Genomic DNA, 24,523 nt, shown 5'->3' on the forward strand with positions numbered 1-24,523 from the left:
TAGCAACAATACGTTCGGGAGAGGCTAAAATGTTAAGTGCCGAGCATGAAAAGTCTCTGGTCGCCCGACAAACCGACACCCTCGAGAAAGTGGCTTACGGAGAGCTACTGGCGTCGATAGCCGATCATCTTTGCAGGCGAGTGGAAACGATAGCCCCGGGTGTTATCTGTTCCGTTCTGGCCGCTGATCGAAATGCCAGGCTACGGACGCTTGCAGGTCCGAGCCTTCCAGAGCAGTATTCGCGGGCGATCGACGGAACGCTGATTGGGCCTGATGTTGGTTGTTGTGGCTCAGCGGCATATCGTGGCATTGCAGTTGAAATCACAGATATTGAATGTAACCCACATTTCGACAATTACAGGTCGTATTTACTTCCGCTTGGTTTAAAAGCCTGCTGGTCCAGTCCCATTAAGGCGCGGGATGGTCGCGTTGTTGGCACTTTCGCCTTTTATTTTTCTTCCCAACGAGGACCGACAGACGTCGAAAGAGAAGTGGTTGAGCGCTGTACTCATCTTTGCAGCCTCGCCATAGAGCACGATGAAATCCAACGGTGCATGCACGAATTGGCATTCGTCGACCCTCTGTCGGGGAGCGCCTAACCGCGCCCGCTTCAATCTACGCATCAGTCAATTGACGGGCGAGAACCCGAAACCTTTTGCCCTGCTGTTAATCGACCTAGATCACCCTATAACTCAAAGACAGAATCCAGAGGCGGGTTCATTTCCTTCGTGCCAGGGATGCGCACAGTCATCACCTATAGGATTCAAACTATACGTGAGGTTAGAGACGCACTATCCGAAGGTCGCCTCCTCGCTGCTTATCAGCCGATCGTGCGGATCGATACTGCCCAGATCGTTGGCGTGGAAGCGTTGGTGCGCATGCGCACCCCGGAAGGGAGAATTGTATCAGCCGACCAGTTTCATGAAGCCATTTCGGACCCACGCATTGGCAACAATCTGACGGTGCAGATGCTGTCGCAAGTGACCACTGATGTGAGAGCATGGCTTGATAACGGTATTTCGCTCCAGCACGTCTGTATTAATGTTGCTGGCACCGATTTCCAGAAAAGCGGTCTCGAAGAACGGATCGTAGAAAAGTTTGCAGCCGCCAATATCCCTATAGAACATGTCATTCTCGAAATTAATGAAACGGTTTTTATGGGTGGATACGACAATCACGTCGCGCGAGCAGCCGAAAATCTTCGGGCTAAGGGAATGCATGTTGCGCTCGATGACTTCGGCACCGGTCACGCCTCGCTCACCCATCTCATAGATTTCCCCGTTGATATCATCAAGATCGACAAAACATTCGTCGGTCGTATGATAGAAGACCGTCGGAGCCTGGCAATCGTCGAAGGATTGATCGAAGTCGCACTTAAGCTTGATGTAGAGCGCAACTGCTCGCATCCGGTCTTTGTAGGAATACATGAACTACCTCTCTCTGATAGTCCAAGTTTTCGTCCGCCCCCCTCCCGCAAACGATGCTGATGCTGTTGGCAAATGCCCTTTTATTAGCTGGCAGCTTCCCGATTGGGCGGGTAAGAGCAGCGAGTTCGCTTGATCCATTCTCGAATAGGCGCTTAGGATGATCCTGCTGGAGGATGTCCGACGATATCGCCCTTCAAGAACGATATGAGTGCACGCAACGGCGGCGGCGTCTGGCGACGGCTGGGATGATAAAGGTAGAAGCCAGATAACGGCTTGCACCACGCTTCCAGCACCCTGACCAACGTGCCTGAGGCGATCTGTGTTGCCACACTAGTTTCGGGGAGATACGCCAATCCCATTCCAGCGATTGCCGCGTCGCGGATGATGCTCGTATCGTTCACCAACAGCGGCCCTTCGACCGCGACGTCCACGGACCCGCTCGCGTCATCGAATTGCCATCTATGCAGGCGCCCGGAAGAGGCCCATCGATAGACAATGCATTCATGATTGCGGAGATCCCGTGGGGTCTCGGGCCGTGGATGCCTTGCGAAATAGCTGGGAGCACCGACGACAGCGACACGGAACGAGTCGGTCAGACGGGTCGCAATCATATCTTGAGCCAACAGTCCGCCCATCCGAATACCAGCATCGCATCCGGCGGCGACCACGTCGCTTAGGTCGTCATCAATCATTAGGTTGAGGCGGATGCCGGGATAGAGTTCGTGGAATTGCGCCATGCGGGGCAGTAGGATCAATTCCGCCGCCAGGCGCGGAAGATTGAGCCGCACCATTCCGACGGGGCTTTCGCGAAGCGCAGCGACGTCGCCGACAGCCTCCTCCAGGCCACTCAACGCCGGTCCAAGACGGGCATAAAGCAGTTCGCCAGCCTCGGTCGGGCTTACGCTTCGTGTTGTTCGGTTCAAAAGGCGTACACCGATACGTCGCTCCAGCCGGTTCAGTGTTCGGCTGAGAGCGGATGGCGTTACGTTCAATCGCCGCGCCGCGCCACGGAAACTGCTAGCCTCGAAAACCGCCATGAAAGCGGTCAGTTCGCCAAAGTCGCCACGATTCATTGTTGCTCCTGAGTCAACAGCCAGTGCCACATATAGACGATTGTAGTTTACAGTCTGAGCGACGATCTTCGAGACATATTCTTGAGGAATCAGTACATGACTGAAATTGTGAACATGGCCGCCTGGCAGAATGCACCGGGACAATCGCTCGTGATCAGGCCGGTCTCTCCGACCGTCTTGGGTTCTGGCGAAATTCTCATCCGCAATGCCGCCGTCGCCATCAATCCGCTCGACTGGCTGTTACAGGAGAATGCCTTGCTGCCTTGGCTCGATTATCCCGCGATCCTTGGCAGTGATGTCGCCGGTGAGGTTGTTGTGGTTGGACCGGGCGTAACGCGGTTTAAGATCGGTGACCGAGTGCTCGGTCAGGCGGTCGGAACGACGGTCAATGATCCGGCACAGGGCGCGTTCCAGACGCACACGGTGGTGCCGGAAAACATGGCTTCGCCGATACCGGACACGATGGCATTCACGGCGGCGGCGGTCCTGCCGCTTGGTCTGGGCACGGCTGCTTGTGGCCTTTACCAAGAAGTTCATCTCGGATTGACACCCCCGTCGCTGGCGCCCACACCCACCGATCAAGTGGTCCTGATCTGGGGCGCATCCTCAAGTGTCGGCTGCAATGCTGTTCAGCTTGCGGTTGCGTCTGGTTACCAATGCATCGCGGTCGCCTCGACCCATCATGCCGAGTTGTTGAAGCGGCTCGGAGCGTCCTTGGTCCTCGATCATCGACGGCCCAGCATCATTGAAGACGTCGTGCACGCGCTGCGCGGCAAGACGCTAGCGGGAGCATTGCATACCACCGGCAATATGGCGGACTCCTTTGCCGTCGTGGCTCGCTCCGAGGGGCGCCGTGTTGTCGCGACAACGTTGCCTCCGTCGGACGGCGTGCCTCCGCAGGTCGAGGCACGGCATATCTTCGGCACCAGCCTTAAAGACGACGCGGTGGGCGCGATGATCTACCGCGATTTTCTGCCTGCGGCGCTGGCCGTTGGGCGTTATCGCGCCGCGCCGCCACCACGCATCGCAGGAAATGGGCTTGAAAGTCTTCAAACGGCAATAGAAATGCAAAAAGCCGGCGTGTCCGGGGAGAAAGTTGTCGTCAGTATGAGTTGAACTGCTGCCTCCCCGCGAGTTGACTAGACACCCGGGTCCTGCATGATCGATTTGCAAGTTGTCCCCTGGCCGTCGACTTCCGTCCACGGACGATATCGCCGTCCATCACCGATTTAGCGCAAGGCGACACTGGGTTCGCCTGCTATACGCAATTATCGACACTACCCACTTTGAGTGATAACTCAAGGAAACAACCAATGTAACAGTCAGGCAATTGGTGGATTTGAGGCTTGCTAATGACTGATATCCGACCAATCCAGACACAAGTGAACCGGCAACCTGGGTGGCCGGAGATCGCAATCGCAGTCGGTGTTTATGTCCTCGGCATTAGCTTTCTTGGATACTGGCTGCTACTCCAACCCGACGACAAAGCCGTTTTTCGCATCAACATTGCTGGCGCAATGAACTTTGCGCTTGGCTTTGCTGGGTTTCTCGGCGCTTACCTCTATCGTGTTCGCAACTGGAAGGCATTCGGTTTTCGTCCGACGACGCTCAAATGGATAGCGATCAGCATAGCGCTCGGCGTGATCGGCTTTGGCCTGATCTTCATTGTCGAAGCAGTCTATTTCCATTTCATCACCGAAGCGAATACGCAAGCGGATTTTCAAGCTGCGGCAAACGGTGGGCTCACAGGGATACTGCTTCTATTGTTCACTAGCGCAGTCTTGGGACCGATTGGCGAGGAACTCGTTTTTCGCGGAGTGGTTCAAAGTGGCCTCGAAAAATTCGGATCAGGGGTCGCGTTAGTTGGCAGTTCGCTCATGTTTGCGGCGGTTCATGGTCCAAGCGTCATCTTTTTCGATGCTTTTGTGATGGGTCTTTTCTTCGGTGCGGCGTTCCGGCTGTCAGGCTCCATCTGGCCGGCAGTAGTCCTCCACGTAGTCTACAACGGTCTCAACCTCATTTATTATTCGACGATCTAGAGGCGGAACGCTGGCCGCGCTTGTAAGCAGTCCTGATCGCTATCAATGCCAGTATGAAAACTTTGACGAGAGTCCGATCATAGTCATGTGGACTCAGTATCCTGAAACGCGGTGACGAACCGGGCGACGTCGGAGCCTATCGATTAGGCGTCGGAATTACCTGCGAATGACTTGTCGCGAAGGCGCGCATCCTGCACGAATTTGCGTTTTCGACCGGAGTCGAGGCCGATAGTTCTTCGTAACTTCTACGTAATTTTCGACAGCCATACGTCTCAGTCTCGGTGCTTATCAACGGTCGACGGACGGCCGTAGTGGCAATGGATCGAAAGGACAGGCATGAAAAAGATCATTTCAGGCGTACTCGTTTGCTTGACGCTGACAGCGTGCAGCCAGACGGAAAAGGGCGCCGGCATTGGTGCTGCGGGCGGCGCTATCATTGGTGGGCTGGCAAGCGGCACCTGGGAAGGCGCTGCAGTGGGAGCCGCCGCAGGTGGCGCGGGCGGGGCCGTGGTAGGAAACATCAGAGAACGTAACAACAGAAACAGCCGCGACCGCTGGGAACAACGGGACCGCCGGAACTACGACTGCAGATACAGGGATAATTACGGCCGCTGCCGATAAAGATTGCGGCCTGGGTGGCGCACGTAGAGGCCGAGTTTGTTCAGCGGAAACCCGTTCAACATCTTCTTATCAACCAGATGTCGCGTAACTTCGAATATTTGTTGCACAAAACAGAAACGGAATCTCATATGAAGCTTCGTCGCGGTTTGCCAAGTGACATTCCTTTTATTTATCGCTTGGAAAAACAGTACATTGAAGAGCTTGAAAATGATCAGCTAACAAAATGGCAGGGCAATATAGAGCGCCATCTCGAACAATGGATTAGCAGCCTTCCCCAGACAACAATTGCACAGTTACAGGGCACACGGGCAGGCTATCTGTTTTGGGAGCGCGAAGGCGAGAAAGCGCTAATTGCGTCGGTGAATGTCGCTACTGAATGCAGACGCAAGGGAGTCGGTTTGGCTTTAGTAGAAAGTTTCGAGAGTGAAGCTCGGCTCGCTGGGTGTTCCGTGGCGGAGCTGGGCTTCGTCACCCATAATCCTGCAAGATATTTATATGAAAAATGCGGCTATCAACCCTCGGGTATGGAAGGCCGCTATTTGTTGATGACCAAGTGCTTAGGAACGCTTGGTCTCAAAGGCTTTGACTGAAATCTCCGAGACCAGTTCGCCACTTTTGTAGAGGCTACCCGAAGCGCACCATTTTGGTCGATTTGGAATTGAGTTTGATGGTCTTTGTTCTAGACTTGAACTCTAAATCAGAAATACGCCAACCAATTTGCCCCGAGTACAATTCGAGAGCACACGGGCGGCGATGCTGTGTCTGAATGCTCGCCAAAAGAATAACACGGTGCGCATCGCGCGAAATGCCGACGTCAGCTTGGGAACAGATTATCACAACGCCACCGTGGGACAGGCGGGGGGGGAGGGGGAATTGGAATTGAGCGGCGACGATTGGGACTGGAAATCAGTGGCTGTTTGCAACCGGCATCTGGAATCCTAGTTACAATCACCAATCGAAACGGATGCCGAAGGTGCCTGCCGTTGCTGTTTGGTTACTGCGCCCACTATCGGGAGACCAGCGGTAGCTGGCCTGACCGTACAGGCTCACATTCTCCTTTAGACGCACCGTGAGGCCGCCGCCGATCTCAAGCGCTGTGTCGCCGAAGCTGTTCTCAATCGCGGGTGAGGATGGTCCAAAGAACACGGTGTCATTGCCTGAGAAGGAATGCCAGAGATTGAACCGCGCATAGGGCTGCCACAATGTTCCGCGCTCATCTCGGGTTAAATATTGCAATCTTGCGCCAAGCCGACCGGTCCAGGCTCTCCCTGCATCCCAATCCACTCTCGAATATTGATCGTGTGACCCGTCCACCGACATGTACTGATAGACGATCTGTGCTTGCGGTTCGATCAGCCAACGATCATCCTCACCAAAGCGGATCGGATAGCCTGCTTCGAGCGATGCCGTATATCCGGTTGTATTTGTGGTGAGGCTAGCGTTGTAAGCCGATACCGCATCCGCGTCGTACCAGCTTCCCTGTACGACCGCATCGACATACCAGCCGCTCGGTGCAAAATGCGTCCAATAGGCTCCGAGCGATGGGCCTTTCAGCGTCAGTTCGCCCACGCCCAGGTCTTGCGTTCCTTGTGCAAAGCCGCGCACCGAGCTCGAATCATAGTTCGAATAGGCGAAGTACAGACCAGCATGGTCACGGTGGCCACTGTCCGTTGTCCGCCGCAGAATGTCGAGGCCCGTCTGGAAGCCGGTCAGATCACCTTTCGCGCTAGCATCGACCGAACCGCCCCATCGGTTGCTGAAGTGCTCTCCGAACATCCGTCCCCAGGCGCCGTTCACGTAAGTCCGCGATTGCGGCACTCCTCGCAGGTTTTCCTCCTCGCCGACACGCTCATGTAGTGTGCCCAGGGTGGCAAGACCCATTTGCCGCGCTATAGCAGGGATTGGCGCATAAAGCGCGACTTCCGGGCGATAGAGCGGAATTTCCGGTCCTTCCGTCGCGGGGGCTGTCGGTGTGTCGATGATGTGGGACCGGAGGAACCAGTCGTTCGAATCTGTGCGACCACCGCGGAAAAGCTGGTACTCGTAAGCGCCCGCAGTCACCCGCTGGCCGAGCGTGAAAGCGTCGTTCGTGGTGGTGCCGCCATTTGTCACCTGCACCAGCCTGATGCCGTCGGCTGTAGTCTGCTCTCCCGGACCGCCGGTATTGTTGACAAGTACCGATGTCGTGCCGCCGGCTTGGCCGCCATTGATCACCAACAGATTGCTCGGCGAATTGTCAGCGCCAAGATAGGTGTTGAAGCCAATCCGGCTACCTGCGCTACCGCTGTAGCTGCCGACTGTCAGGGTGGTGTAGGTATTTGATCGTGGCAGGAACTGGATCAGACCGCTATTGGCAACCGCATCGGTTGCGTTGGAATGGCCGGTGACGTTCCAGATACTGTTAGCATCAATCGTGATATCCGTCGCGTTTCTGGCCAATCCGGTCCACAGGCTGTCCTGCGCCAATGACAGATCTGCAGTGTTGCCAGTGTCGGCCAGCAGGTCACCCGTCCATTGAGAGGTAGTCAGGCTGGCGCTGACAGTATTGCCAGCACCGACGAGCATAAGATTGCCGGTCCACCGGCTGTTGCTGAGATTATATGTGAGCGTCGAAGGGTCCACGACGATGTCACCCGTAAGCGACGAAATGCCGTTGATATTGAGTATCAGGTTGCTTGACGCACCTGCTGCATCCTCGGTCACTTTTGCCAGCAAGAGCTGTCCGTTGACCACAGCTGGCTTAATAGTTGTGTTGCCATTGATCGAGATAGTGCCGACGCCTCCCTCGGCAAGGATGATTGGACCATTTGCGGCGCTGAGACTGCCGCCCGAGAACGACACGGTGCTCGGCGCACTTCCGGCAAGGTAAACAGCAGATGATCCCGAGCCATTTACTGCGATTGTGGAGCCGGATGCGGTGAGCGTACCGCCATTGGCTGATGCGAGACCGTGCGCTGCACTGCCCATTGTGGCAACGGTTGCATTAGAAGCGGTGATGCTGCCGCCTGCCATTGAGTGCAGGCCGATGGCGTTAGTTTTTTGCGTGGTGACTTTGGTGCCGGTCAAGGTGATCGTGCTGCCAGCGTCGGTCGAACGGACACCATCGGCACCACCGAATGTGGCGCTATCACCACCCTTTGTTGTTATTGTGCCACCCGTGATCACGGCCGTCGCACCCTGACTGACACGAACGCCGATGCTCCCATCGCCAATAGTAGTGATAGTCGCGTTCTGGGCATGCAGTTCGCTGCCTGTCCCGATTACATCCGCGCCGTGGCTCTCCAGCCCCACCTCTGCCGCCGGGAATTGAAGGACAGGGGGATTGCTGCCAGTCAGGGTGAAACCTGTTGTGATTTCTGTTCCAGTTACGGTGATCGTGCCAGCATCGGTGACGAGCAGACCTGCGCTGGACGGACCGGACGTCCGGACTATGGTGTTGGTTAATATGACCGTACTGTATGCACCGCTTGCCTCTGAGCCGGTCGAATTGGGTTGGTAGGTGAAAATGCCATAACCGGCGAAATCGATGCTGCCTCCGGCATCAGCCCATACACCTTGGCTGTTTGCGCCATAAGTGGCGGTACTGGCACCATCACGAACAACAATGCTGCTGTCAACGCCGCGAGCAAGCATGCCAGGAGCGTCGCTATTGATTGTGCCGCCATAATAATCGCCGGAGGCGATAGCGCCGCCACCCATGGTGACTGTTCCCCCACCAGTAGCGAATAGAACAGCGCCACCACTTCCGTAGCCGTTTATATAGCCATTATTGAGGATGAGATTACTGCCGACGCCGGAAGCTGCCGCGCCCGGTGCATTGTCGCCAAAGCTGAACGTATTTAGATAATTGAGAGTGATCGCCCCCCCGACATCTGCAAATGCGGCAGAGGCGGCCGTGCCGTAGATTGTGAGATCGGTGCGGGTGAGCGTGATTATTCCGCCACCTACTGCGTAGGCTCCGTGCGCGTTGTCCAGGACGGTGGACACGGAACTATCGGTCAGCGTGACGCTGCTATTGGCTCCAACTGCGCTGATGCCATAAGCGTTGGTGCCATAGATGGTGACCGTAGTATAGTTTCCTGTAATCACCCCGCCTGCCTCGGCGTGGAGGCCGTGACCGCCCGTGCCGTTGGTGGTTATCTCAGAAACAGCATCTGAGGAGGTGCCGATCAAGTTAGCAGTACCTTTACCACTCGCACGCACACCGTGACCGCTGCCAGTAGCTGTTAGTAAAACAGAGGTGCCACTATAGCTGCCGGTGCCTGAGACGTCGATCACCGGCGCAACATTAGCGCTTTCTCGCGTGGTGAGAGCTGGATCCGAGCAACTGCCGGAAGAAATACTAACGGATGCCGGTGCCGATGGAGCGCATTGCGCCAGCGCCTGCGAGGAGGGCGACAACGTCGTCATCGCTACGGCCAAGGTCGCAGGATTAAAGAAAATGGAACTCAATAGTGCTTTCTTGCACGCGCCAAGCCTTGGAATGGCGACAGACATCCCCATGTGGTCATCACGCAATCGATGCTCCCCCAAACACGAAAACCATTGATACCAGGTAACTCGAGAATCAATTTAATATATTAATATAGTCTGCTTAAGTGTTTGCAAGTCTGCTAATAGATGTTTCGAAACCGCCAAAATGTTAAGAATAGCCATTTGTCGCGCTTGGAGAAGCCACGCCGTAATCGTCCCGCCATTGGCGAGATTATCTGATTACGTTGCTGTCTGCAAAAATGCGGCTACGCAAACAAACCTGTGCGCTACACGCGAACTTGTTAGATAGAAAAAGGCGTCGATGGATCCGATCGCCTCATTCACCTCCAGCAAAAATATCGCTCCGTTTGGCTGAGCGATAATTTAGCACGCTCCACAGTATTTAGCCGGATACCAAGCCTACATACAGCTGCAGGTATCAGGTCGGCCTTACCTGCCGGAGCACATGCCTCATCACGTGAATGGTTCTGTCGCAAACTTTTTACTCCTGCCAAGCTATGCCCCAGTCAGTGTTTGTAATTGAGTGAGGCGGAAGCGGATGACGGTTGATTTCAAAGGGGCGCATTTTCCTAAAAGCGTCATCCTGCACGCCATCTTCTTTTACGTGCGCTACCCCGTCTCTTATCGTGACCTTCAAGAAATACTGGCTGAACGCGGCGTCTGCGTCGACCACGCAACTTTGAACCGATGGCTCATTCGTTACTCTCCTCAGATCGCCGCTCAGGCTCAGCTGCGCAAGTGCCGCACGGCCCGCTCCTGGCGTGTTGACGAGACCTATATCAAGGTGAAGGGCAAATGGACTTATTTGTATCGCGCGGTTGATCGCGACGGCCAAACGCTTGATTTCATGCTGTCTGAACGCCAGGATCTGGCTGCAGCGCGGCGGTTCTTTAAAAAGGCCATCGCAAGCAACGGCGTTCCGCGGAAGGTGGTCATCGACAAGAGCGGAGCCAATCTGGCTGGTTTACAGGCAATGAACACAATCCTGAAATTCACCGGAACGGGCGACATCATGGAAGTCCATCAGATCAAATACCTCAATAATATCCTGGAGCAGGATCATCGCTTTATCAAACGGATTACAAAACCGATGATGGGCTTCAAAGTCCTCCATTCCGCATCGGCCAGCCTTGCGGGGATCGAAGTGGTCCATATGATCCGTAAGAACCAGTTCGCCAATGACAACCGCTCGCCATTCCAGATATTTGCCGAGCTCGCAGCATAACTGCGCTCGGATATACGCACGCTTCCGACCTGCCGAAAAACTTGCGACAAAATCTTGCCAATGTCTATCAGGCATTTCTTGGCGGTACGACGGTCAATGTGTCCGGTATTGATTTCGACGCCGACAATAACCGAGTCTGGGCGGGGATTGGCGCTGGTGGTACATATGCCTGGGCAAACAACAAATATGCGTTTTCAGCGATGGCTCCATCAACACCTCCCTCAATCACTTCGCCAGCAGTTATGCCCTCAAGGGGAGTGTTGGCTTCAAGGTGAAGTGGTAAGGTTAGGTTGCAAAAATTTGATTGTCACTGAGCTAGGCGGGGATCGTGTTGCAAAAACGGGTTCCACGCAGAGCACGCCCTAACGCTGGGCGTGCGCCGTATCAAACAAATCTTTGCAACCGAACCCCATATATATGAAAGCTATCGCGTGGATAGAGGAGATCCCCACATAATATTCTGTCCTGATCAGAACCCTCACCATGTCTATTGAGGCAGAGGATCATCCATCCCACCAACCGCGTGAAAATCGAGCATCGCTCGCTGGAGGTCATCGATAGGCGTAGTTATTTGCGACGTGTTTTGGTCCTCTAGCTCCCGGGGCATTCTCCAGCCCGGATCGATGCCCTGCATATTTGGCAGTTCGTGTGCAATGCCTTTGTGACAGTCGATGCAGGTTGCCTTGCCTGACAGCAGATAACGTGTATGGATTTCGGCAGCGCGCGGGGTCTGTTTCTGCAGGTCCATCGCTACCGACGAGTGACAGTTACGGCATTCCAAACTGTCGTTCGCTTTTAGTCGTGCCCATTCGTGCTTGGCAAGCTCCAGCCTGTGCTCGAGGAACTTGGGGCGCGTATCGATCTTTCCGAACAGTTTCGCCCAGACCTCCTTCGAGGCCTGCATTTTACGTGCGATTTTGTCGGTCCATTGATGTGGAACATGGCAATCCGGACAGCTCGCGCGAACACCGGAGCGGTTAGAAAAATGGACCGTGGTGGTAAGCTCCTGGTAAACGTTGTCACGCATCTCGTGACAGGAGGTGCAGAACGCCTCTGTATTGGTTACCTCAAGCGCAGTGTTGAAGGCACCCCAGAACATAACGCCCCCAATGAATCCTCCCAGTGTGAGAAAACCCAGGCTCAATGTCGCCGCAGGCGTACTCAACAATCGCCACACCGTTAGAAGCAGCTTACGGATCCATGTCACCACGTCATTCGCTCCCCGCTGGTTTGAAGCCTAGTTCACTCATGTCTTTGAAAATATTGTTGACCAGTGGACGGACATCCGCCTGGGGCACATGACATGCGGTACAGAAATAACGCCGCGGTGACACATCAGCAATCATCTGACCGTCCCGGGTCATATAATGCGTGACACTGATCATCGGTGCGCCTGAATCCTGTGTGAACTCACGCTTATGGCACGATAGACAGCGGTTTGCGTTTACGGAAAGCTGATATCCATCAATCGAATGCGGAATGATTGGGGGCTGATCAGGATAGTTGCGCATCTTGCGCAGGTCATCGACAATCCACTTTGGAATCGGGGCCGCAGCACCAGTTGTCATCGACGGAATTGGCCCCTCGAGCTGGGGAACCGTCTGCTGCATCACCTGAGCGATTGCCACAGTTGCAATGAACACAGCGAAGCCGACAGTAAATGCGAGAAATTTTGGCCGTTTCGTCAAGCGACGGGCAGGATTTTGACTGCGCATTTTTTGAAATCCGTCTGTTTGGAGATGGGGTCCGTCGCGTCGAGGGTCACCTTGTTAATAAGCTGGCTGGCATCGAACCAGGGCACGAAAATCACCCCTGGCGGCATACGGTTTCGGCCGCGCGTGTCAACGCGGGAACGGATTTCTCCGCGACGGGAAACAATGCGCACTTCCGCACCCTGGTTGATGCCACGCTTGCGTGCGTCGTCGGCATTCATAAAACATCGTGCTCCGGGAAACGCACGATAAAGTTCTGGAACCCGCATGGTCATGGAACCGGAGTGCCAGTGTTCGAGTACTCGACCGGTGACAAGCCAAAGGTTGAATTCGTCATCTGGAGATTCGGCCGGAGGTTCGTAGGGCACTGCAATGATTGTCGCTCTGCCGTCGTTGTTGCCGTAGAATTTCACGCCTTCCCCAGGTTTGACGTAGGGATCATAGCCCTCCCGATAACGCCACAACGTTTCCTTACCATCCACAACCGGCCAACGCAGTCCCCGTACGTCGTGATAGGTATCGTATGGTGCGAGGTCATGGCCGTGTCCCCGTCCGAAGGACGCATATTCCTCAAAGAGGCCCTTCTGAATGTAGAAACCAAATTGTTGAGCTTCATTGTTGGCGTGGTCTGGCTTCACTTCACTGATAGGGAATTTTGCGACATCGCTCTCCGCGAACAACACCTGATAAAGGGTTTTGCCTTTGTAGTCAGGATTGGCTGCAAGCATCTCTGCTGGCCAAACTTCGTCGGTCGTAAAGCGCTTCGAAAATTCGACCATCTGCCAGAGGTCAGAGCGTGCTTCGCCTGGCGCTTGAACCAGTTGATGCCAGACATGTGTGCGGCGCTCAGCGTTGCCGTAAGCACCTTCCTTCTCTACCCACATGGCGGCGGGAAGGATGAGATCGGCACTCATTGCTGTGATCGTTGGATAAGCATCGGACACAACAATGAAGTTTTCAGGGTTCCGATATCCTTGCCACGTCTCGTTGCTGGTGTTCGGGCCAGCCTGAACGTTATTGTTAACTTGGACCCAATAAAAATTGAGCTTACCGTCCTTGAGCATTCGATCTTGTTCGACTGCGTGGTAACCCGGCTTCTCAGGGATGACTCCGCGAGGTACGCGCCAAATCTCTTCTGCGTGTTTGCGGTGTTCAGGATTGGTTACCGTCATATCAGCCGGTAGCCTGTGAGCAAACGTACCAACCTCGCGCGCTGTGCCGCAGGCGGATGGCTGACCGGTCAATGAGAAAGGACTATTGCCGGGCTCCGAGATTTTTCCGGTCAACAGATGGATGTTATAGACCATTTGATTGGCCCAGACGCCACGAACATGCTGGTTGAATCCCATCGTCCAGAGCGACATGACCTTTATTTTCGGATCGGCGTAAAGTTCAGCAAGTTGTTCGAGAAACCCCTTATCGACGCCGGTCATGCTGGCGGTCTTTTCCAGCGTGTATTCGGAGACGAACGCCTTGAAGGTCTCAAAATCAATCGCCTCCGTCTGACCTGGATCGGACGAATTGGCTGCATTAACTTCAATCGGATTGTCCGGTCGCAAGCCGTACCCGATATCGGTTACCCCGCGCACAAATTTCGTGTGATTGCGCACGAAATCCTCATTCACTCGCCCCGATTGAATAATATGGTTCGCTATATAATTGAGAATATACAGATCTGTGCCTGGCTTGAAGACCATAGGAATATCGGCAAGGTCCATACTGCGGTGTGTAAAGGTCGAGAGCACCGCAACCCGCACGTGCTCATTGCCGAGCCGCCGATCAGCAATGCGCGTCCATAGAATTGGATGCATCTCGGCCATGTTGGAACCCCAAAGCACGAAAGCGTCGGCATGCTCGAAATCATCGTAACAGCCCATCGGCTCGTCCATACCGAAAGTGCGCATAAACGCGTAAGCTGCAGACGCCATGCAGTGACGGGCATTCGGATCGAGATTATTTGAACGGAAGCCGGCGCGCATAAGCTTGGTCGCAGCATAGCCCTCGAAGATGGTCCACTGGCCCGAACCAAACATGCCGACCGCAGTAGGCCCCTTCTCCTTCAGCACTTTCTTGCATTGTTCAGCCATAACATCGAAGGCCTCCTCCCAGGTAATGGGTTCAAAGTCTCCGTCTTTTGCATAGATGCCGTTTCGCTTCCGCAGGAGCGGGGAGGTCAGGCGGTCGGCACCGTACATGATCTTCGACAGAAAATAGCCCTTAATACAATTGAGACCGCGATTGACCTCCGCTTGCATATCACCATGGGTTGCAACGACCTTGCCCTCCTTAACGCCTACCATGACACCGCAGCCGGTGCCACAAAAGCGGCAGGGGGCCTTGTCCCATTTGATTTCCAGCGCGCTCACTCCTCCGGGCACTGGTTGGGCAACGGCGGGTAGCGCAATGCCTGCCGCCATTGCAGCAACGCTGGCAGCCTGGGCCTTCAGAAGGTCACGTCGCGTCAGTTCGCTGCCCATACAACTCTTCCTTTTCCATTTCGACATGTTCGAAAACCATGTTTGCCGCAATCACACCCTCAAGAAGTGAGATGCGCATTAAGGTATCCCCCAATACACCAGTCGACGCCCCCTCAATGACAATGACAATCTTGCCCATGTCGACACCATGAACCTCAACGTTATCGAAACTGACAAGAGCAGCGAGTATGACGTCGAGATGATTGGGTTTACCAACAATGACAGCGCTGGAAATGTGGTGGCGTTTTGCATCAGGCATAAGTTGCCTCCCTATTTCTGGGTGTCGCCGTGACAGCACCGACGGGACAGGCGGCAATACAAGCACCGCACCCTGTGCAGATTTCTGATGCAAGCTCGGGTATGAACGGTCCGCCCCGCACGGGGCGAAAGCTGATCGCGGCAGCAGGGCAACTGTCACGACAGGCCTGACAATCGACACGTTGAAACGGTAGACACGAGGGTGCAATGGAAACGACGTGATCAAAGCCTGTGGCGACGCCGTTGGTGAAGACCGGTTCGGGACAGTTTTCGGCGCAAACACCGCAAAAAGTACATTCGCCGTGACCAAAGTTCAGCGAAGGTTTGTCATCAATGAGTTGAATGATCCCGGTTGGGCAATGTTCCACACAGGCGTTGCAACCGGTGCAGGCTCCGAGGTCCGAACGTTTGACGCCAGGCGGGAAGATAAGATCGGCTTTCCTTCGCCCGAAGATTAAACTACGCCTGGACAACACCTGAGCCATGCCTGTCTCCCACCTTCAATGCGCTGGCGGACCGGGAGGCCCGTAGATGAGTTGAAACATCCAGACGATGAAGCCATAGCCGCCGACCACCCCGACGGCCACAATTGGCCATATGCCAAATGCAAGTACAAGGAACATAAGAAGTTCCCGACGGAAGCGTTTATCTCTTTCGTTCACTTGCTGTGAAGCAGTAACTGGCACGATCTTCTCCCTCAAAAATCAGCCTGCATTAGCATTCAGTCACAATTCCAAGTAAAAGTAAACATGAGTAAAGTAATCAATATTTAAATTGCCGCGCATGCGCTTTATGCGACAATTGACGCTAATAGTGTGAACATTCCTGCGTTTTACTGATACAAGAATTATTTACTGACCGATCGCATTGTTCAGTGATCATATTCTAATATAGAATCTCTCGTGGGATGCTTTCCTTGGGCAGAAATAGCGCGACAGTTAATTCTGTCGCGTTGTATGCTGACTGTTGGGTGAGAGTAGATCGTAGTTCACTTTGTTTGACGTCATCCCATCTACGATGGCTTTCTGTATAAAGTTGAAAAATATAAAGCGATTACCATTAAATTTGAGACGTTAACCAGGGCAAACCATTCGTGGATTCGAGCACACCTTCTCCATCATTTTCTTCTTCAAATCATTATTCTACAGAACATGCGTTCGGTTTATGTGATTTCGTTTGCGCTTCCGCCGTTATTTTCCAATGAAGACCCACACTTGCGGCGCGGTCAGGTTTGCTTATGTGTCCGTGAACAATGGTGCTATGAATATTTGCATACAGGCGAACCTGGAAGGGCGGTTTTCTGTATGTCCAATACTGACACATAGAGGCTTGTGAGAGGTGCATTAGTGACAAGATATAATCACCCTCGGCTAGAATGGATAGCTGGCGTTCTTGCTATCTGGTTTACATGCATTGCGATTTATCTGACACTGTCTATCAATGTATCTTTGAAACGCGCGACCAGCGAACTTAATGAAGCAGGCTTTCTTCTACATCGCACAATTTCGCAACAAGTCGCACAGCACGATGCTCATATGACAACTTTGGCCTCGCTTGCTCTCGCGAATAAAAGCATGTCCGCACAGCTGTTTTCGCAAGTCAGCGATAGTATCATCCGCTTCTATCCCCGCATCAAAACTATTCAGGAAATCGAGATAATGTGGCGCGACGCCTCAGCCACGGCAGAGGTGCGGCAGGTTTTGTCAACTCCTGGCGATGCAGCCCCACCAAATTACAACTCACTTAGCAGGGAAATTTTTGTGCAGAGGGCGGGCGAAGTCAAAAGCTATCTAAGCCCATTTTCTACACTGGAATACCTGTTAGCCAAAAAGCTGAAGGATACAAACCCGGCTTTGGCGCTCATCATGCGTGTCAATCCCAAACAGCTTATTGATTTGGACGAGCTGCCTGCCTGGGCAAACGTCAGACTATCACTCGATGACGCGGTTATAATGGAACAAGAAGCAGTGCAGCAACCGTCGGACTGGATAACGTCGCCACGGTTCAGTCGAATGATCGACAGCCAGTCGCAACCGCTTCAACTCACAATGGAGCGGCCCGTCTCTCCTGCGGACCTTGTCGATGTGATCTCGCTCGCTATGGTATCAATCATCAGCCTCGTTGTTCTTTTGCTTTTGGGGTATAGTTTGCAACACAGGCGTGAAGTTCGTCGTTTGAAAAACTCTGCGGATATGGCCGAACAACGCAGCATAGCCCTTGCGCGCGAAACCCGTCTTGCACATGCTGCAAGAGTCAATTCAATGGGTGAACTGGCGTCCGGAATTGCGCATGAACTGGCACAACCCCTGACCGCGCTGATGAGCCAAAGCCGTGCAGCCGAACGCCTTATCGAACAGTCAGGCATCGACAACGTCCTTTTAAAGAAGGCCATGGCTGCAAATGTGCGTGAGGCAAGGCGCGCCGGTGACATGCTCAAACGTATGCGTGACTATATCAGCAATCGCCCACCCGAGCCGATCGGTGTCGTTGTTAACAGCATCATCCATGACACCGTGGAACTTCTGATAACTGATCTGGAACAGCGCGGTATCACCATGCATTTGGCACTCAATCCGGATCTCCCGGTTGTAATGGCTGATCCGGTTGAACTGGAACAGATTCTCTACAATCTGGTCCGAAATGCTGCCGATAGTCTGCAAGAAGCGAGCGTTGCAGAAGGGCGGATCACAGTCACAACGACGCGGGAAGGAAATCATATCGTGATCGGGATTCTGGACAATGGGGCGGGCATTGCCGAAGATTTGCGTCCACGTTTGTTTGAGCCATTTTTCACCACAAAGGAAACTGGGATGGGGTTGGGTCTGGCTTTATGTTCGACATTGGTTGAACGTATCGGCGGTCATATTGATGCGCATAACAATAAAGACGGAGGAGCCTGTTTCATAGTCAAGCTTCCCATTCAAAATAAGGAACTTAGCACTTGAACGGGACAACTATCTACCTGGTTGACGATGATGAAGCCGTGCGTGATGCGCTTTCTTTGCTGCTTGCGACCTATGGAATGTCGGTTGAAACATTTGCCGACCCTACAATTTTTCTAGCACATATTGACGAGCGACGTCCCGGAATATTGTTGCTCGATTTGCGCATGCCACTGATAAGCGGACTACAGCTTCAGCAGAAATTAACCGAACGCGGAATCGACTGGCCAACCGTAATGATAACCGGTCATGGCGATGTAAACGCATGCCGCCGAGCGTTTAAAGCAGGCATTAGCGACTTTCTGAGCAAACCGATTGACGAGGAAGTGCTACTCGACGCGATTCATTCGGCACAGACACTACTGCAGACACGCCTGGAAACTCAGGAGGCCAATAATCTTCTCGCCAGCCTGACAATTCGGGAACGGGAAGTGTTTGACCTTGTGTGCGAAGGCTTTGCCAGCAAGGACATTGCTGGAGCGCTTGATATCTCAGCGCGCACCATCGACGCGCATCGTGCTAATATTGCCGAGAAGCTAAAAACCAGTTCTGTGGCAGAGTTCGTTCGCCTTACCATGGCAGCGTCTCAGTAGAATTACCTACGCAGCTTCGTGCATTCGCGGATTCCGTGCGGGATAGTCAACCTTTAGAACTGTGATCAGAAAGTGAAGACTTTCAAGGAATAGTTCAAAAGGAGATACGACTATGAAACGCATTTTTCTAGCCGCTACTGCTGCGGCCATCATGACTACGGCTGCATCCGCACAGATCCTTGACGAAAAGAACATGCCAATGGAATTGGCCAGCACCATCGCCCGCGAGGCTGTCGCAGCTTGCGCAGCTGATGGCTACAATGTGGCCGCAGCCGTGGTCGATCGCGCCGGTGTGCTTCGTGCCTTATTGCGTGCCGACAATGCAGGAGCTCACACACCTGAAGCCGCCCGCCAGAAGGCTTACACTTCCTCGTCCTCTCGCATGCCGACGAGTGCCATGGCAGAAAACATTACCAAAAATCCTGCCGCTGCTGAATTGGCATCTATCGACGGCTTCTTAGTTCTGGCTGGCGGCGTTCCAGTCAAGGTTGGAGATGTAACGATTGGCGCAATCGGTGTCGGTGGTGCTCCCGGTGGCCAGTTTGATGAAGCCTGCGCAATTACCGCCATCAATAAGGTTCAGGATCAACTGAAGTAAGAACTCACTATAACTGGCGTCGCCGTGCGGGACGGCGGCGCTATTGAATTTTGGGGCGTCTGCGAGAATTCGTTGTCTCTTTCGATCGATCACAAGGCTGATTGTAATTCTAACCTTATGCATCTGTTCGATTCATCTTTGAATCCCACTGCTGCACCAAAAGTGTGGAAGAACCCGAATTCAGTGTCCGCACATTACTGAAGAGAGTGTCCCTGAATCACCGAAATATGCAAGGATGCTGGAGGTTTATGTCCCTTCAAGTGGAGCGCCCCAGATTCTTGACTGGCACTCTGGAAATGCATGCAGGGCAGATGCTTTTGGCAAAGAGAATGGCTTTTTGGTTTTGTCTCAGGAGGGAATGCGTAGTTCGATGTCAGCATCAATTTAAGAGCCCTTTGCATTGAGTTCAAGTTCTGGTATGAATTGTTCACACCTGACCTGATGCATTGCTGAGGAGAAGAAGAATGGCCAACATCGAAAAACGCACGATTAGCCTGCCTAGTGAGCAGGCAGCCTTCATCGAATCCAAAGTCAGGAACGGTGATTACGCTTCAGTCAGTGAGGTTGTTCGTGCTGGTATTCGAGCATTAAGAGAGCGGGATGAAGTGATTGAACGGTGGTTAAATAATGCGGTTTCTGCATCTTACGATGCGATGAAATCAGATCCATCCCGTGCGGTAACCGTTGATTCTGCCTTTGCCTCAGTTCGTAATCGACATGCTGAACGCGTGAAAGTTCGCAAGTGATCTGCAGATCCGTCGTCTTATCTCCAGAAGCGGAAACAGATCTTGTGGCTCTTTATGATTGGATAGCCGAAAGAGCATCACCTGATACCGCGCTTGGATATATTGATAGGCTCGAGCACTATATACGCGGCTTCGACTACGCCTCTGAACGTGGCACTTCGCGAAACGATATACGCGAAGGGCTGCGAACCGTTGGGTTTGAACGCAGAGTAACGATCGCGTTCAATGTCACTGCGCAAGAAGTTATTGTGCTTGGCTTATTTTATGGCGGCCAAAATTGGCAGGAAGCCTTATCTGAGCACTGAAATTGTGATCGTCGTTCCTGACTCCTAATCTGAATAATAGCACCAGAAGCCTAAAGCTGATCAGGCAGTGCCACCAGATTTGCCCCGGTTACCTATGCTGCTTGAAATTTCGGTCAGACCAGACATAAACGCCCTGTTGAACCGGGAATGTGGTGGCGTGTGCCCGTCGGTTTGAATTCTCATGTTGGCGCGTGGAATGATCTCCGAAAAGATTACCACGCCGCGCGGTGCGCGAATTGACGGCGTCAGTTTATGAACAGATAATCGCACCGTCACGGCAAGACCGGCGAGGGGAGGGGAATTGACCGGCGGCGATTGGCAGTCAGTTACATTGGCGCCTGAACGATCTTTGCCGGATCAGGGAACGACTGCCGTATCGTTGCTTGTCGCTCGATCGGGAGACAGCCCCACGCAATGCCACGCGGTACGCCATCGCCTGGCCAGGATCGACGCGGTGTCAATTTCCGCGCAGCAAAGCTAATGTGACAACGTGCATTGCCAAGGGAGGAACGCCAATGCCCCGATTTCTGGCTGTTTATACGATCAATCCGGAAGACCTCGCAGCCTTTCGACGCCTGTCAAAAGCAGAACAGGACGCGGTCGATGCCAAGGGAATAGCCCAATGGATGGCATGGGAAGAACGCAATGCTGGGATCATTCTTGATCGCGGCGGCATGGTGGGGAAAACAACGCGTGTAACGAAGCAGGGCATAGCGGAAGCCAAAAATCCGTTTTGCGGCTATCTGGTGGTGGAAGCTGAAACCGCCGAGGCTGCGGCACAGCTGTTCCAAGACCATCCGCATATCACGGTGTTTCCAGGCGATGGCATCGATATCATGCCCTTTGTGACGTGATTTACTGCGTCCATTCCTCAGCTGCCTGGCCGCATTGCACGCTGCTGAACCGGAACCGATCAAGTGGGACGTTCGGTCACGGCAGCGCTTTATGTTAGGCTGGCTGGCTGAAATGACATTTCCATTTGCGGAGAAGGCGCATGTCACAGCACAAGATTTACACGTTTTTGCTGACCGCGGACCTTGCAGCTGCCGAAACCTGGTATACGAAACTGTTCGGGCGCGGACCGGATAACAGACCAATGGGCACACTGGTACAGTGGGAGTTGTTCAGTCAGGCCGGAGTGGGAATTTCGACGGATGATGAAATCGCCAAGCGAGGAGCAATCTTTCTGATTGTCGACGATGTTGCTGCCGAAAGGGAAAGGTTGCGGGGCGTAGGTATCGTCCTGAGTGAGGACATCCCGGGTGATTACTCAACGCTGGCACAGGTGCGTGACCCCGACGGTAATCTGATCACCCTCGCGACGCCGCCGTCACCGAATTATCCGTCAGCATAAATTCGATCAGTGGCTGCTGAGTTGAAAACGGTCATGCTGCGTCACGCGGAAAAAAGCGGATGCTTTACCGTTCCATGCCCCGCGTGAACTCACGTACTTCCCGTAAAATCCAGTGTCGGAACGCACGCACCTTGGGATGGTCCTGATTGCCGATCCTGTAAATCAGGTCGTAGCCCCATGCGACTTCAAGCTTTGCTTCCGGGAAAAGTGATATCAAGCGACCGGCAGCAAGGTCCTCCGCGACAAGTACACTACGACCGAGCGCAACACCCATTCCCCGGACGGCTGCATCGATGGACATGCTGCCGTGGCTATATCCGGGGCCGCGCCCGCCAGGGTACGGCAGTCCCATCATTGCAAACCAGCTCTCCGATGTCGTGTTCATGCCGATTTCGTGGATGAGCTGACATCTGGTCAGTTCTTCCATGAGAGCAAGCCCGCCCATCTTGTCGCGATAATCGGGGGAACACACCGGCGAGACCGTTTCGTTCATGATACCGCTCAGATGCGGCGAAAGTATAATCCTCGTCCCCATAGCGTAACGCCACATCGACGTGGCTTGTCGCGAAATCGACGGGTGCATCGGTCACTTCCAGATGGATATCAAGGTCCGGAGAGGATGCGATCAGGCGGTGAAGGCGCTGCGTCAACCACTTGCTGGCAAAGGAAACGCTACAATTCACGATAAGTCGCGATGTGTCGCTTCGTCGCCGTAACTCCTCCGCCTCACGCGCTAGTTCCGACAAGAGCCGCGTCACGGTGCTGAAGAAGGCTTGACCCGCATCAGTCAATTCGATCCTGCGGGTCAGGCGACGAAAGAGTGGCACGCCCAGATGATCCTCCAATGCTTTGATCTGACGGCTCACCGCGCCGTGGGTCAGGTGGAGCTCCTGCGCTGCCAGCGTCATGCTCAGGCGTCGACCGGTTGCCTCGAAGGCCCGGAGTGTTTGAAGCGGAGGAAGCTGGTCGGTAGACATATGCGTGAACATTTCTCACACATTCTGTGAGAACAAATGGTTTGTTTCTGTGTTAAATCTTCTCTTACGTATGACACAGTCGCAAGCCAATGCCAATCCGCGAGGCTCCAGGACGTGTCTCAGAACTCATTTGACCTCACCGTCACGCCGCAACCGCTACCTCGATTGGCTCCCTGTCGATGAAGAACCTTACAGCCATGCTCCTGTTGGCGCTGATGTGGGGACTTTCGATCCCGATCACCAAGCTTGGGCTTGACAGTGTCCCGCCTATAACCTTGACGGCGCTTCGCTTCATGGTGGCTGTGCCGCTCATGATGTTCCTGGCTCGGCGCGAACTGCGGGTTCCTGCAACAGCGGTTCTTCCCATTATCGGTCTCGGCGTCATGGGCATCACGCTCGGCAACGTTGCACAGTCCTTCGGTGTACAAGGCACGTCGGCCTCAGTTGCGACCATAGGCCTCGGTAGCCAGGACGATCAAGCACGGGCGACAGGCTTCACCGTGTCCCGCGTAGAGCCTGACAAGGACGAACGGCTGTCCTGAGGTGTCTATGGCGGAGGGCGGGGTGAATAGGTTTCTGAGATTTCATGTTTGCGGTTTGTCCGCCCTGCGGGCGGAATGTTCTGCTTCGTCGACGTCGGATCGACAGGACTGACAGGGACAGAATTTGCAGAGAGGCTTTTCGAATCTCAGCGCCTTGCGCTGGTTCCTGGCGTGGCGTTTGGCCCCAATATGTCAAACTTTGTAAGGATTTCGTTTTCTGGTGCAGACGACGTGACTATAAGAGGATTGGATCGTCTAGCGCGCTTCTGCTGCGCGTTTTGATGACGTTTCCTAACTCAGCGATAAAACGCGCCGCGTTTGCGCGTGGCCCTCTGGTCACTGCGCGATTGATCACACGGCGAGCGCCAGGAGAGTGTGACAGGATCTGTTGGAAACTTTGTGGATGCAGCATTTCCGCTGAAAGTCCTTACTTAATGAATTTAAGTGACGTCAAACGAGCAATGTCTACGATAGGACGTTCCGGATGAAACTGAGCCTGTTTTCCTGATTATTGATATACGAATAATCTTGAGCTGAACTATAGATCGCAAATGTGCCAGCGGGATATTCTCTTGCCGACCCGGAAAGCTCGAGCGTCAAGGTGCCTTCGATGACGAATAGCATTTCATGCCATCCAGTTGGGTCAGGCTCGGCATCGTAACGGTCTCCGGCACCCAGGGTCCAGTACCACATTTGTGCTTCGGTAGAAGCTGGCGCGGAACCCAGCAGGGTGGCCTTGCTCTCACTTTTTTCGCCACGCCACGTAACGGCATTGATACTTTCCCGGGTCGTGCGGTTTGGATCTCTGACCAACTCGACAAAGTCTACACCTAGGGCCGCAGCCAGCTTATCCAGACTGGACAGGCTGATATTTGCGTCACCGCTCTCGACGCCAACGATCATTCGTCGACTAATGCCGGACGCATTGGCAAGCGCCGTCTGGCTAAGACCTGCATCAGTGCGTAGTTTCTTCAGATTTCCTGAAACGTGCATTAAAACGTCGCTTCGCTCTTGACTGCGCAATATATTGCTCATAACTTGTCTCTATACGCATTGGCCATGCTGTTCAACCGTCAATTTGCAAACTCGTAAAGCGGGTCTGCAAAATCGCTACCGTCTACACAATTGATAGGGCGTACA

General features: G+C 53.7%; 25 protein-coding genes and 2 pseudogenes. 16 read left to right on the top strand and 11 right to left on the bottom strand.

Features of this window, described 5'->3' with window-relative positions:
- Nucleotides 1-29 precede the first annotated feature (29 nt).
- Together C9380_RS21810 and C9380_RS21815 are read left to right on the top strand one after the other, a co-directional pair.
- Nucleotides 30-599, top strand: coding sequence for a GAF domain-containing protein (locus tag C9380_RS21810; RefSeq protein WP_128094649.1), 570 nt, complete (start codon nucleotides 30-32; stop codon nucleotides 597-599).
- A gap of 138 nt (nucleotides 600-737) precedes the next feature.
- Nucleotides 738-1,487 carry an EAL domain-containing protein gene (locus tag C9380_RS21815; RefSeq protein WP_105534984.1) on the top strand — a complete coding sequence of 250 codons (750 nt, stop codon included), beginning with the start codon at nucleotides 738-740 and terminating at the stop codon, nucleotides 1,485-1,487.
- A 92-nt stretch (nucleotides 1,488-1,579) separates the two neighbouring features.
- Here C9380_RS21815 and C9380_RS21820 read toward each other — a convergent pair whose 3' ends face one another.
- Complete coding sequence (locus C9380_RS21820; protein WP_128094650.1) at nucleotides 1,580-2,500, bottom strand: LysR family transcriptional regulator; 921 nt, start codon at nucleotides 2,498-2,500, stop codon at nucleotides 1,580-1,582.
- Nucleotides 2,501-2,596: 96 nt separating this feature from the next.
- Between C9380_RS21820 and C9380_RS21825 the strand changes: the two genes are divergently transcribed.
- The 4 genes from C9380_RS21825 (at nucleotide 2,597) to C9380_RS21840 (ending at nucleotide 5,750) form a co-directional block, all read left to right on the top strand.
- Nucleotides 2,597-3,616 (top strand): zinc-binding alcohol dehydrogenase family protein, encoded by a 1,020-nt coding sequence (locus tag C9380_RS21825; protein WP_128094651.1) that lies wholly within the window; start codon nucleotides 2,597-2,599, stop codon nucleotides 3,614-3,616.
- Between the two features lie 236 nt (nucleotides 3,617-3,852).
- Nucleotides 3,853-4,539: a CPBP family intramembrane glutamic endopeptidase gene (locus C9380_RS21830; RefSeq protein ID WP_128094652.1), complete on the top strand. Its 687-nt coding sequence runs from the start codon at nucleotides 3,853-3,855 to the stop codon at nucleotides 4,537-4,539.
- Between the two features lie 336 nt (nucleotides 4,540-4,875).
- A complete protein-coding gene (locus tag C9380_RS21835) occupies nucleotides 4,876-5,160 on the top strand; it encodes a YMGG-like glycine zipper-containing protein (RefSeq protein WP_128094653.1) in 285 nt (94 codons plus the stop codon).
- A 128-nt stretch (nucleotides 5,161-5,288) separates the two neighbouring features.
- Nucleotides 5,289-5,750, top strand: a complete 462-nt coding sequence (locus C9380_RS21840; protein WP_164844711.1) for a GNAT family N-acetyltransferase — start codon at nucleotides 5,289-5,291, stop codon at nucleotides 5,748-5,750.
- Nucleotides 5,751-6,108: 358 nt separating this feature from the next.
- On the opposite strand, the gene C9380_RS21845 is transcribed toward C9380_RS21840, so the two are convergent.
- Nucleotides 6,109-9,678: an autotransporter outer membrane beta-barrel domain-containing protein gene (locus tag C9380_RS21845; RefSeq protein ID WP_128094655.1), complete on the bottom strand. Its 3,570-nt coding sequence runs from the start codon at nucleotides 9,676-9,678 to the stop codon at nucleotides 6,109-6,111.
- Between the two features lie 514 nt (nucleotides 9,679-10,192).
- Here C9380_RS21845 and C9380_RS21850 point away from each other — a divergent pair.
- The gene (locus tag C9380_RS21850) at nucleotides 10,193-10,879 is read left to right on the top strand and encodes an IS6 family transposase (RefSeq protein WP_128094656.1); all 687 of its coding nucleotides are present in this window, start codon (nucleotides 10,193-10,195) and stop codon (nucleotides 10,877-10,879) included.
- A 53-nt stretch (nucleotides 10,880-10,932) separates the two neighbouring features.
- Nucleotides 10,933-11,162 (top strand): annotated as a pseudogene (locus C9380_RS27740) (hypothetical protein); the annotation flags it as partial.
- A 204-nt stretch (nucleotides 11,163-11,366) separates the two neighbouring features.
- Here C9380_RS27740 and C9380_RS21860 read toward each other — a convergent pair.
- From C9380_RS21860 to napE, 6 genes are read right to left on the bottom strand one after another with little or no spacing between them, the layout of a single operon-like run.
- A complete protein-coding gene (locus C9380_RS21860) occupies nucleotides 11,367-12,086 on the bottom strand; it encodes a cytochrome c3 family protein (protein ID WP_105535256.1) in 720 nt (239 codons plus the stop codon).
- 4 nt (nucleotides 12,087-12,090) lie between these two features.
- Nucleotides 12,091-12,594, bottom strand: a complete 504-nt coding sequence (locus C9380_RS21865) for a nitrate reductase cytochrome c-type subunit (protein WP_128094657.1) — start codon at nucleotides 12,592-12,594, stop codon at nucleotides 12,091-12,093.
- On the bottom strand, nucleotides 12,564-15,068 hold the full coding sequence (napA, locus tag C9380_RS21870) for a periplasmic nitrate reductase subunit alpha (RefSeq protein WP_105534993.1): 2,505 nt from the start codon (nucleotides 15,066-15,068) through the stop codon (nucleotides 12,564-12,566). The genes C9380_RS21865 and napA overlap by 31 nt, the downstream gene beginning before the upstream one ends.
- Nucleotides 15,043-15,327 carry a chaperone NapD gene (locus C9380_RS21875; RefSeq protein WP_105534994.1) on the bottom strand — a complete coding sequence of 95 codons (285 nt, stop codon included), beginning with the start codon at nucleotides 15,325-15,327 and terminating at the stop codon, nucleotides 15,043-15,045. Before C9380_RS21875 ends, napA begins: the two co-directional genes overlap by 26 nt.
- Nucleotides 15,320-15,811, bottom strand: a complete 492-nt coding sequence (gene napF, locus C9380_RS21880; protein ID WP_128094658.1) for a ferredoxin-type protein NapF — start codon at nucleotides 15,809-15,811, stop codon at nucleotides 15,320-15,322. The genes C9380_RS21875 and napF overlap by 8 nt, the downstream gene beginning before the upstream one ends.
- Before the next feature lie 15 nt (nucleotides 15,812-15,826).
- Nucleotides 15,827-15,988 (bottom strand): periplasmic nitrate reductase, NapE protein, encoded by a 162-nt coding sequence (gene napE / locus C9380_RS21885; protein ID WP_374844475.1) that lies wholly within the window; start codon nucleotides 15,986-15,988, stop codon nucleotides 15,827-15,829.
- A 912-nt stretch (nucleotides 15,989-16,900) separates the two neighbouring features.
- Here napE and C9380_RS21890 point away from each other — a divergent pair.
- The 7 genes from C9380_RS21890 to C9380_RS21920 all read left to right on the top strand — a co-directional run bounded on the left by C9380_RS21890 (nucleotide 16,901) and on the right by C9380_RS21920 (nucleotide 21,864).
- Complete coding sequence (locus C9380_RS21890) at nucleotides 16,901-18,271, top strand: sensor histidine kinase (RefSeq protein WP_164844712.1); 1,371 nt, start codon at nucleotides 16,901-16,903, stop codon at nucleotides 18,269-18,271.
- Nucleotides 18,268-18,861, top strand: coding sequence for a response regulator transcription factor (locus C9380_RS21895; protein WP_128094660.1), 594 nt, complete (start codon nucleotides 18,268-18,270; stop codon nucleotides 18,859-18,861). Before C9380_RS21890 ends, C9380_RS21895 begins: the two co-directional genes overlap by 4 nt.
- A 112-nt stretch (nucleotides 18,862-18,973) precedes the next feature.
- Entirely contained in the window at nucleotides 18,974-19,459 is a 486-nt protein-coding gene (locus tag C9380_RS21900; protein ID WP_105534998.1) for a GlcG/HbpS family heme-binding protein, read from the top strand.
- A 464-nt stretch (nucleotides 19,460-19,923) separates the two neighbouring features.
- Nucleotides 19,924-20,205, top strand: coding sequence for a type II toxin-antitoxin system ParD family antitoxin (locus tag C9380_RS21905; protein ID WP_128094661.1), 282 nt, complete (start codon nucleotides 19,924-19,926; stop codon nucleotides 20,203-20,205).
- A complete protein-coding gene (locus tag C9380_RS21910; RefSeq protein WP_128094662.1) occupies nucleotides 20,202-20,510 on the top strand; it encodes a type II toxin-antitoxin system RelE/ParE family toxin in 309 nt (102 codons plus the stop codon). The genes C9380_RS21905 and C9380_RS21910 overlap by 4 nt, the downstream gene beginning before the upstream one ends.
- A gap of 515 nt (nucleotides 20,511-21,025) precedes the next feature.
- Entirely contained in the window at nucleotides 21,026-21,364 is a 339-nt protein-coding gene (locus C9380_RS21915; protein WP_128094663.1) for a hypothetical protein, read from the top strand.
- A 140-nt stretch (nucleotides 21,365-21,504) separates the two neighbouring features.
- Nucleotides 21,505-21,864, top strand: a complete 360-nt coding sequence (locus C9380_RS21920) for a VOC family protein (protein ID WP_128094664.1) — start codon at nucleotides 21,505-21,507, stop codon at nucleotides 21,862-21,864.
- Between the two features lie 64 nt (nucleotides 21,865-21,928).
- Here the strand turns inward: C9380_RS21920 and C9380_RS28570 are convergent, their stop codons facing one another.
- Nucleotides 21,929-22,357, bottom strand: coding sequence for a LysR substrate-binding domain-containing protein (locus C9380_RS28570; protein ID WP_345772264.1), 429 nt, complete (start codon nucleotides 22,355-22,357; stop codon nucleotides 21,929-21,931).
- A gap of 340 nt (nucleotides 22,358-22,697) precedes the next feature.
- Nucleotides 22,698-22,853: pseudogene (locus C9380_RS28895) on the bottom strand (LysR family transcriptional regulator); the annotation flags it as partial.
- 167 nt (nucleotides 22,854-23,020) lie between these two features.
- On the opposite strand from C9380_RS28895, the gene C9380_RS21930 reads away from it, so the two are divergent.
- Nucleotides 23,021-23,383 carry an EamA family transporter gene (locus C9380_RS21930; RefSeq protein ID WP_247877660.1) on the top strand — a complete coding sequence of 121 codons (363 nt, stop codon included), beginning with the start codon at nucleotides 23,021-23,023 and terminating at the stop codon, nucleotides 23,381-23,383.
- A gap of 465 nt (nucleotides 23,384-23,848) precedes the next feature.
- Here the strand turns inward: C9380_RS21930 and C9380_RS21935 are convergent, their stop codons facing one another.
- On the bottom strand, nucleotides 23,849-24,418 hold the full coding sequence (locus tag C9380_RS21935) for an XRE family transcriptional regulator (protein ID WP_128094665.1): 570 nt from the start codon (nucleotides 24,416-24,418) through the stop codon (nucleotides 23,849-23,851).
- Nucleotides 24,419-24,523 lie beyond the last annotated feature (105 nt).

The sequence above is a fragment of the Brucella pituitosa genome (assembly GCF_003049685.1).
GTDB lineage: Bacteria > Pseudomonadota > Alphaproteobacteria > Rhizobiales > Rhizobiaceae > Brucella > Brucella pituitosa.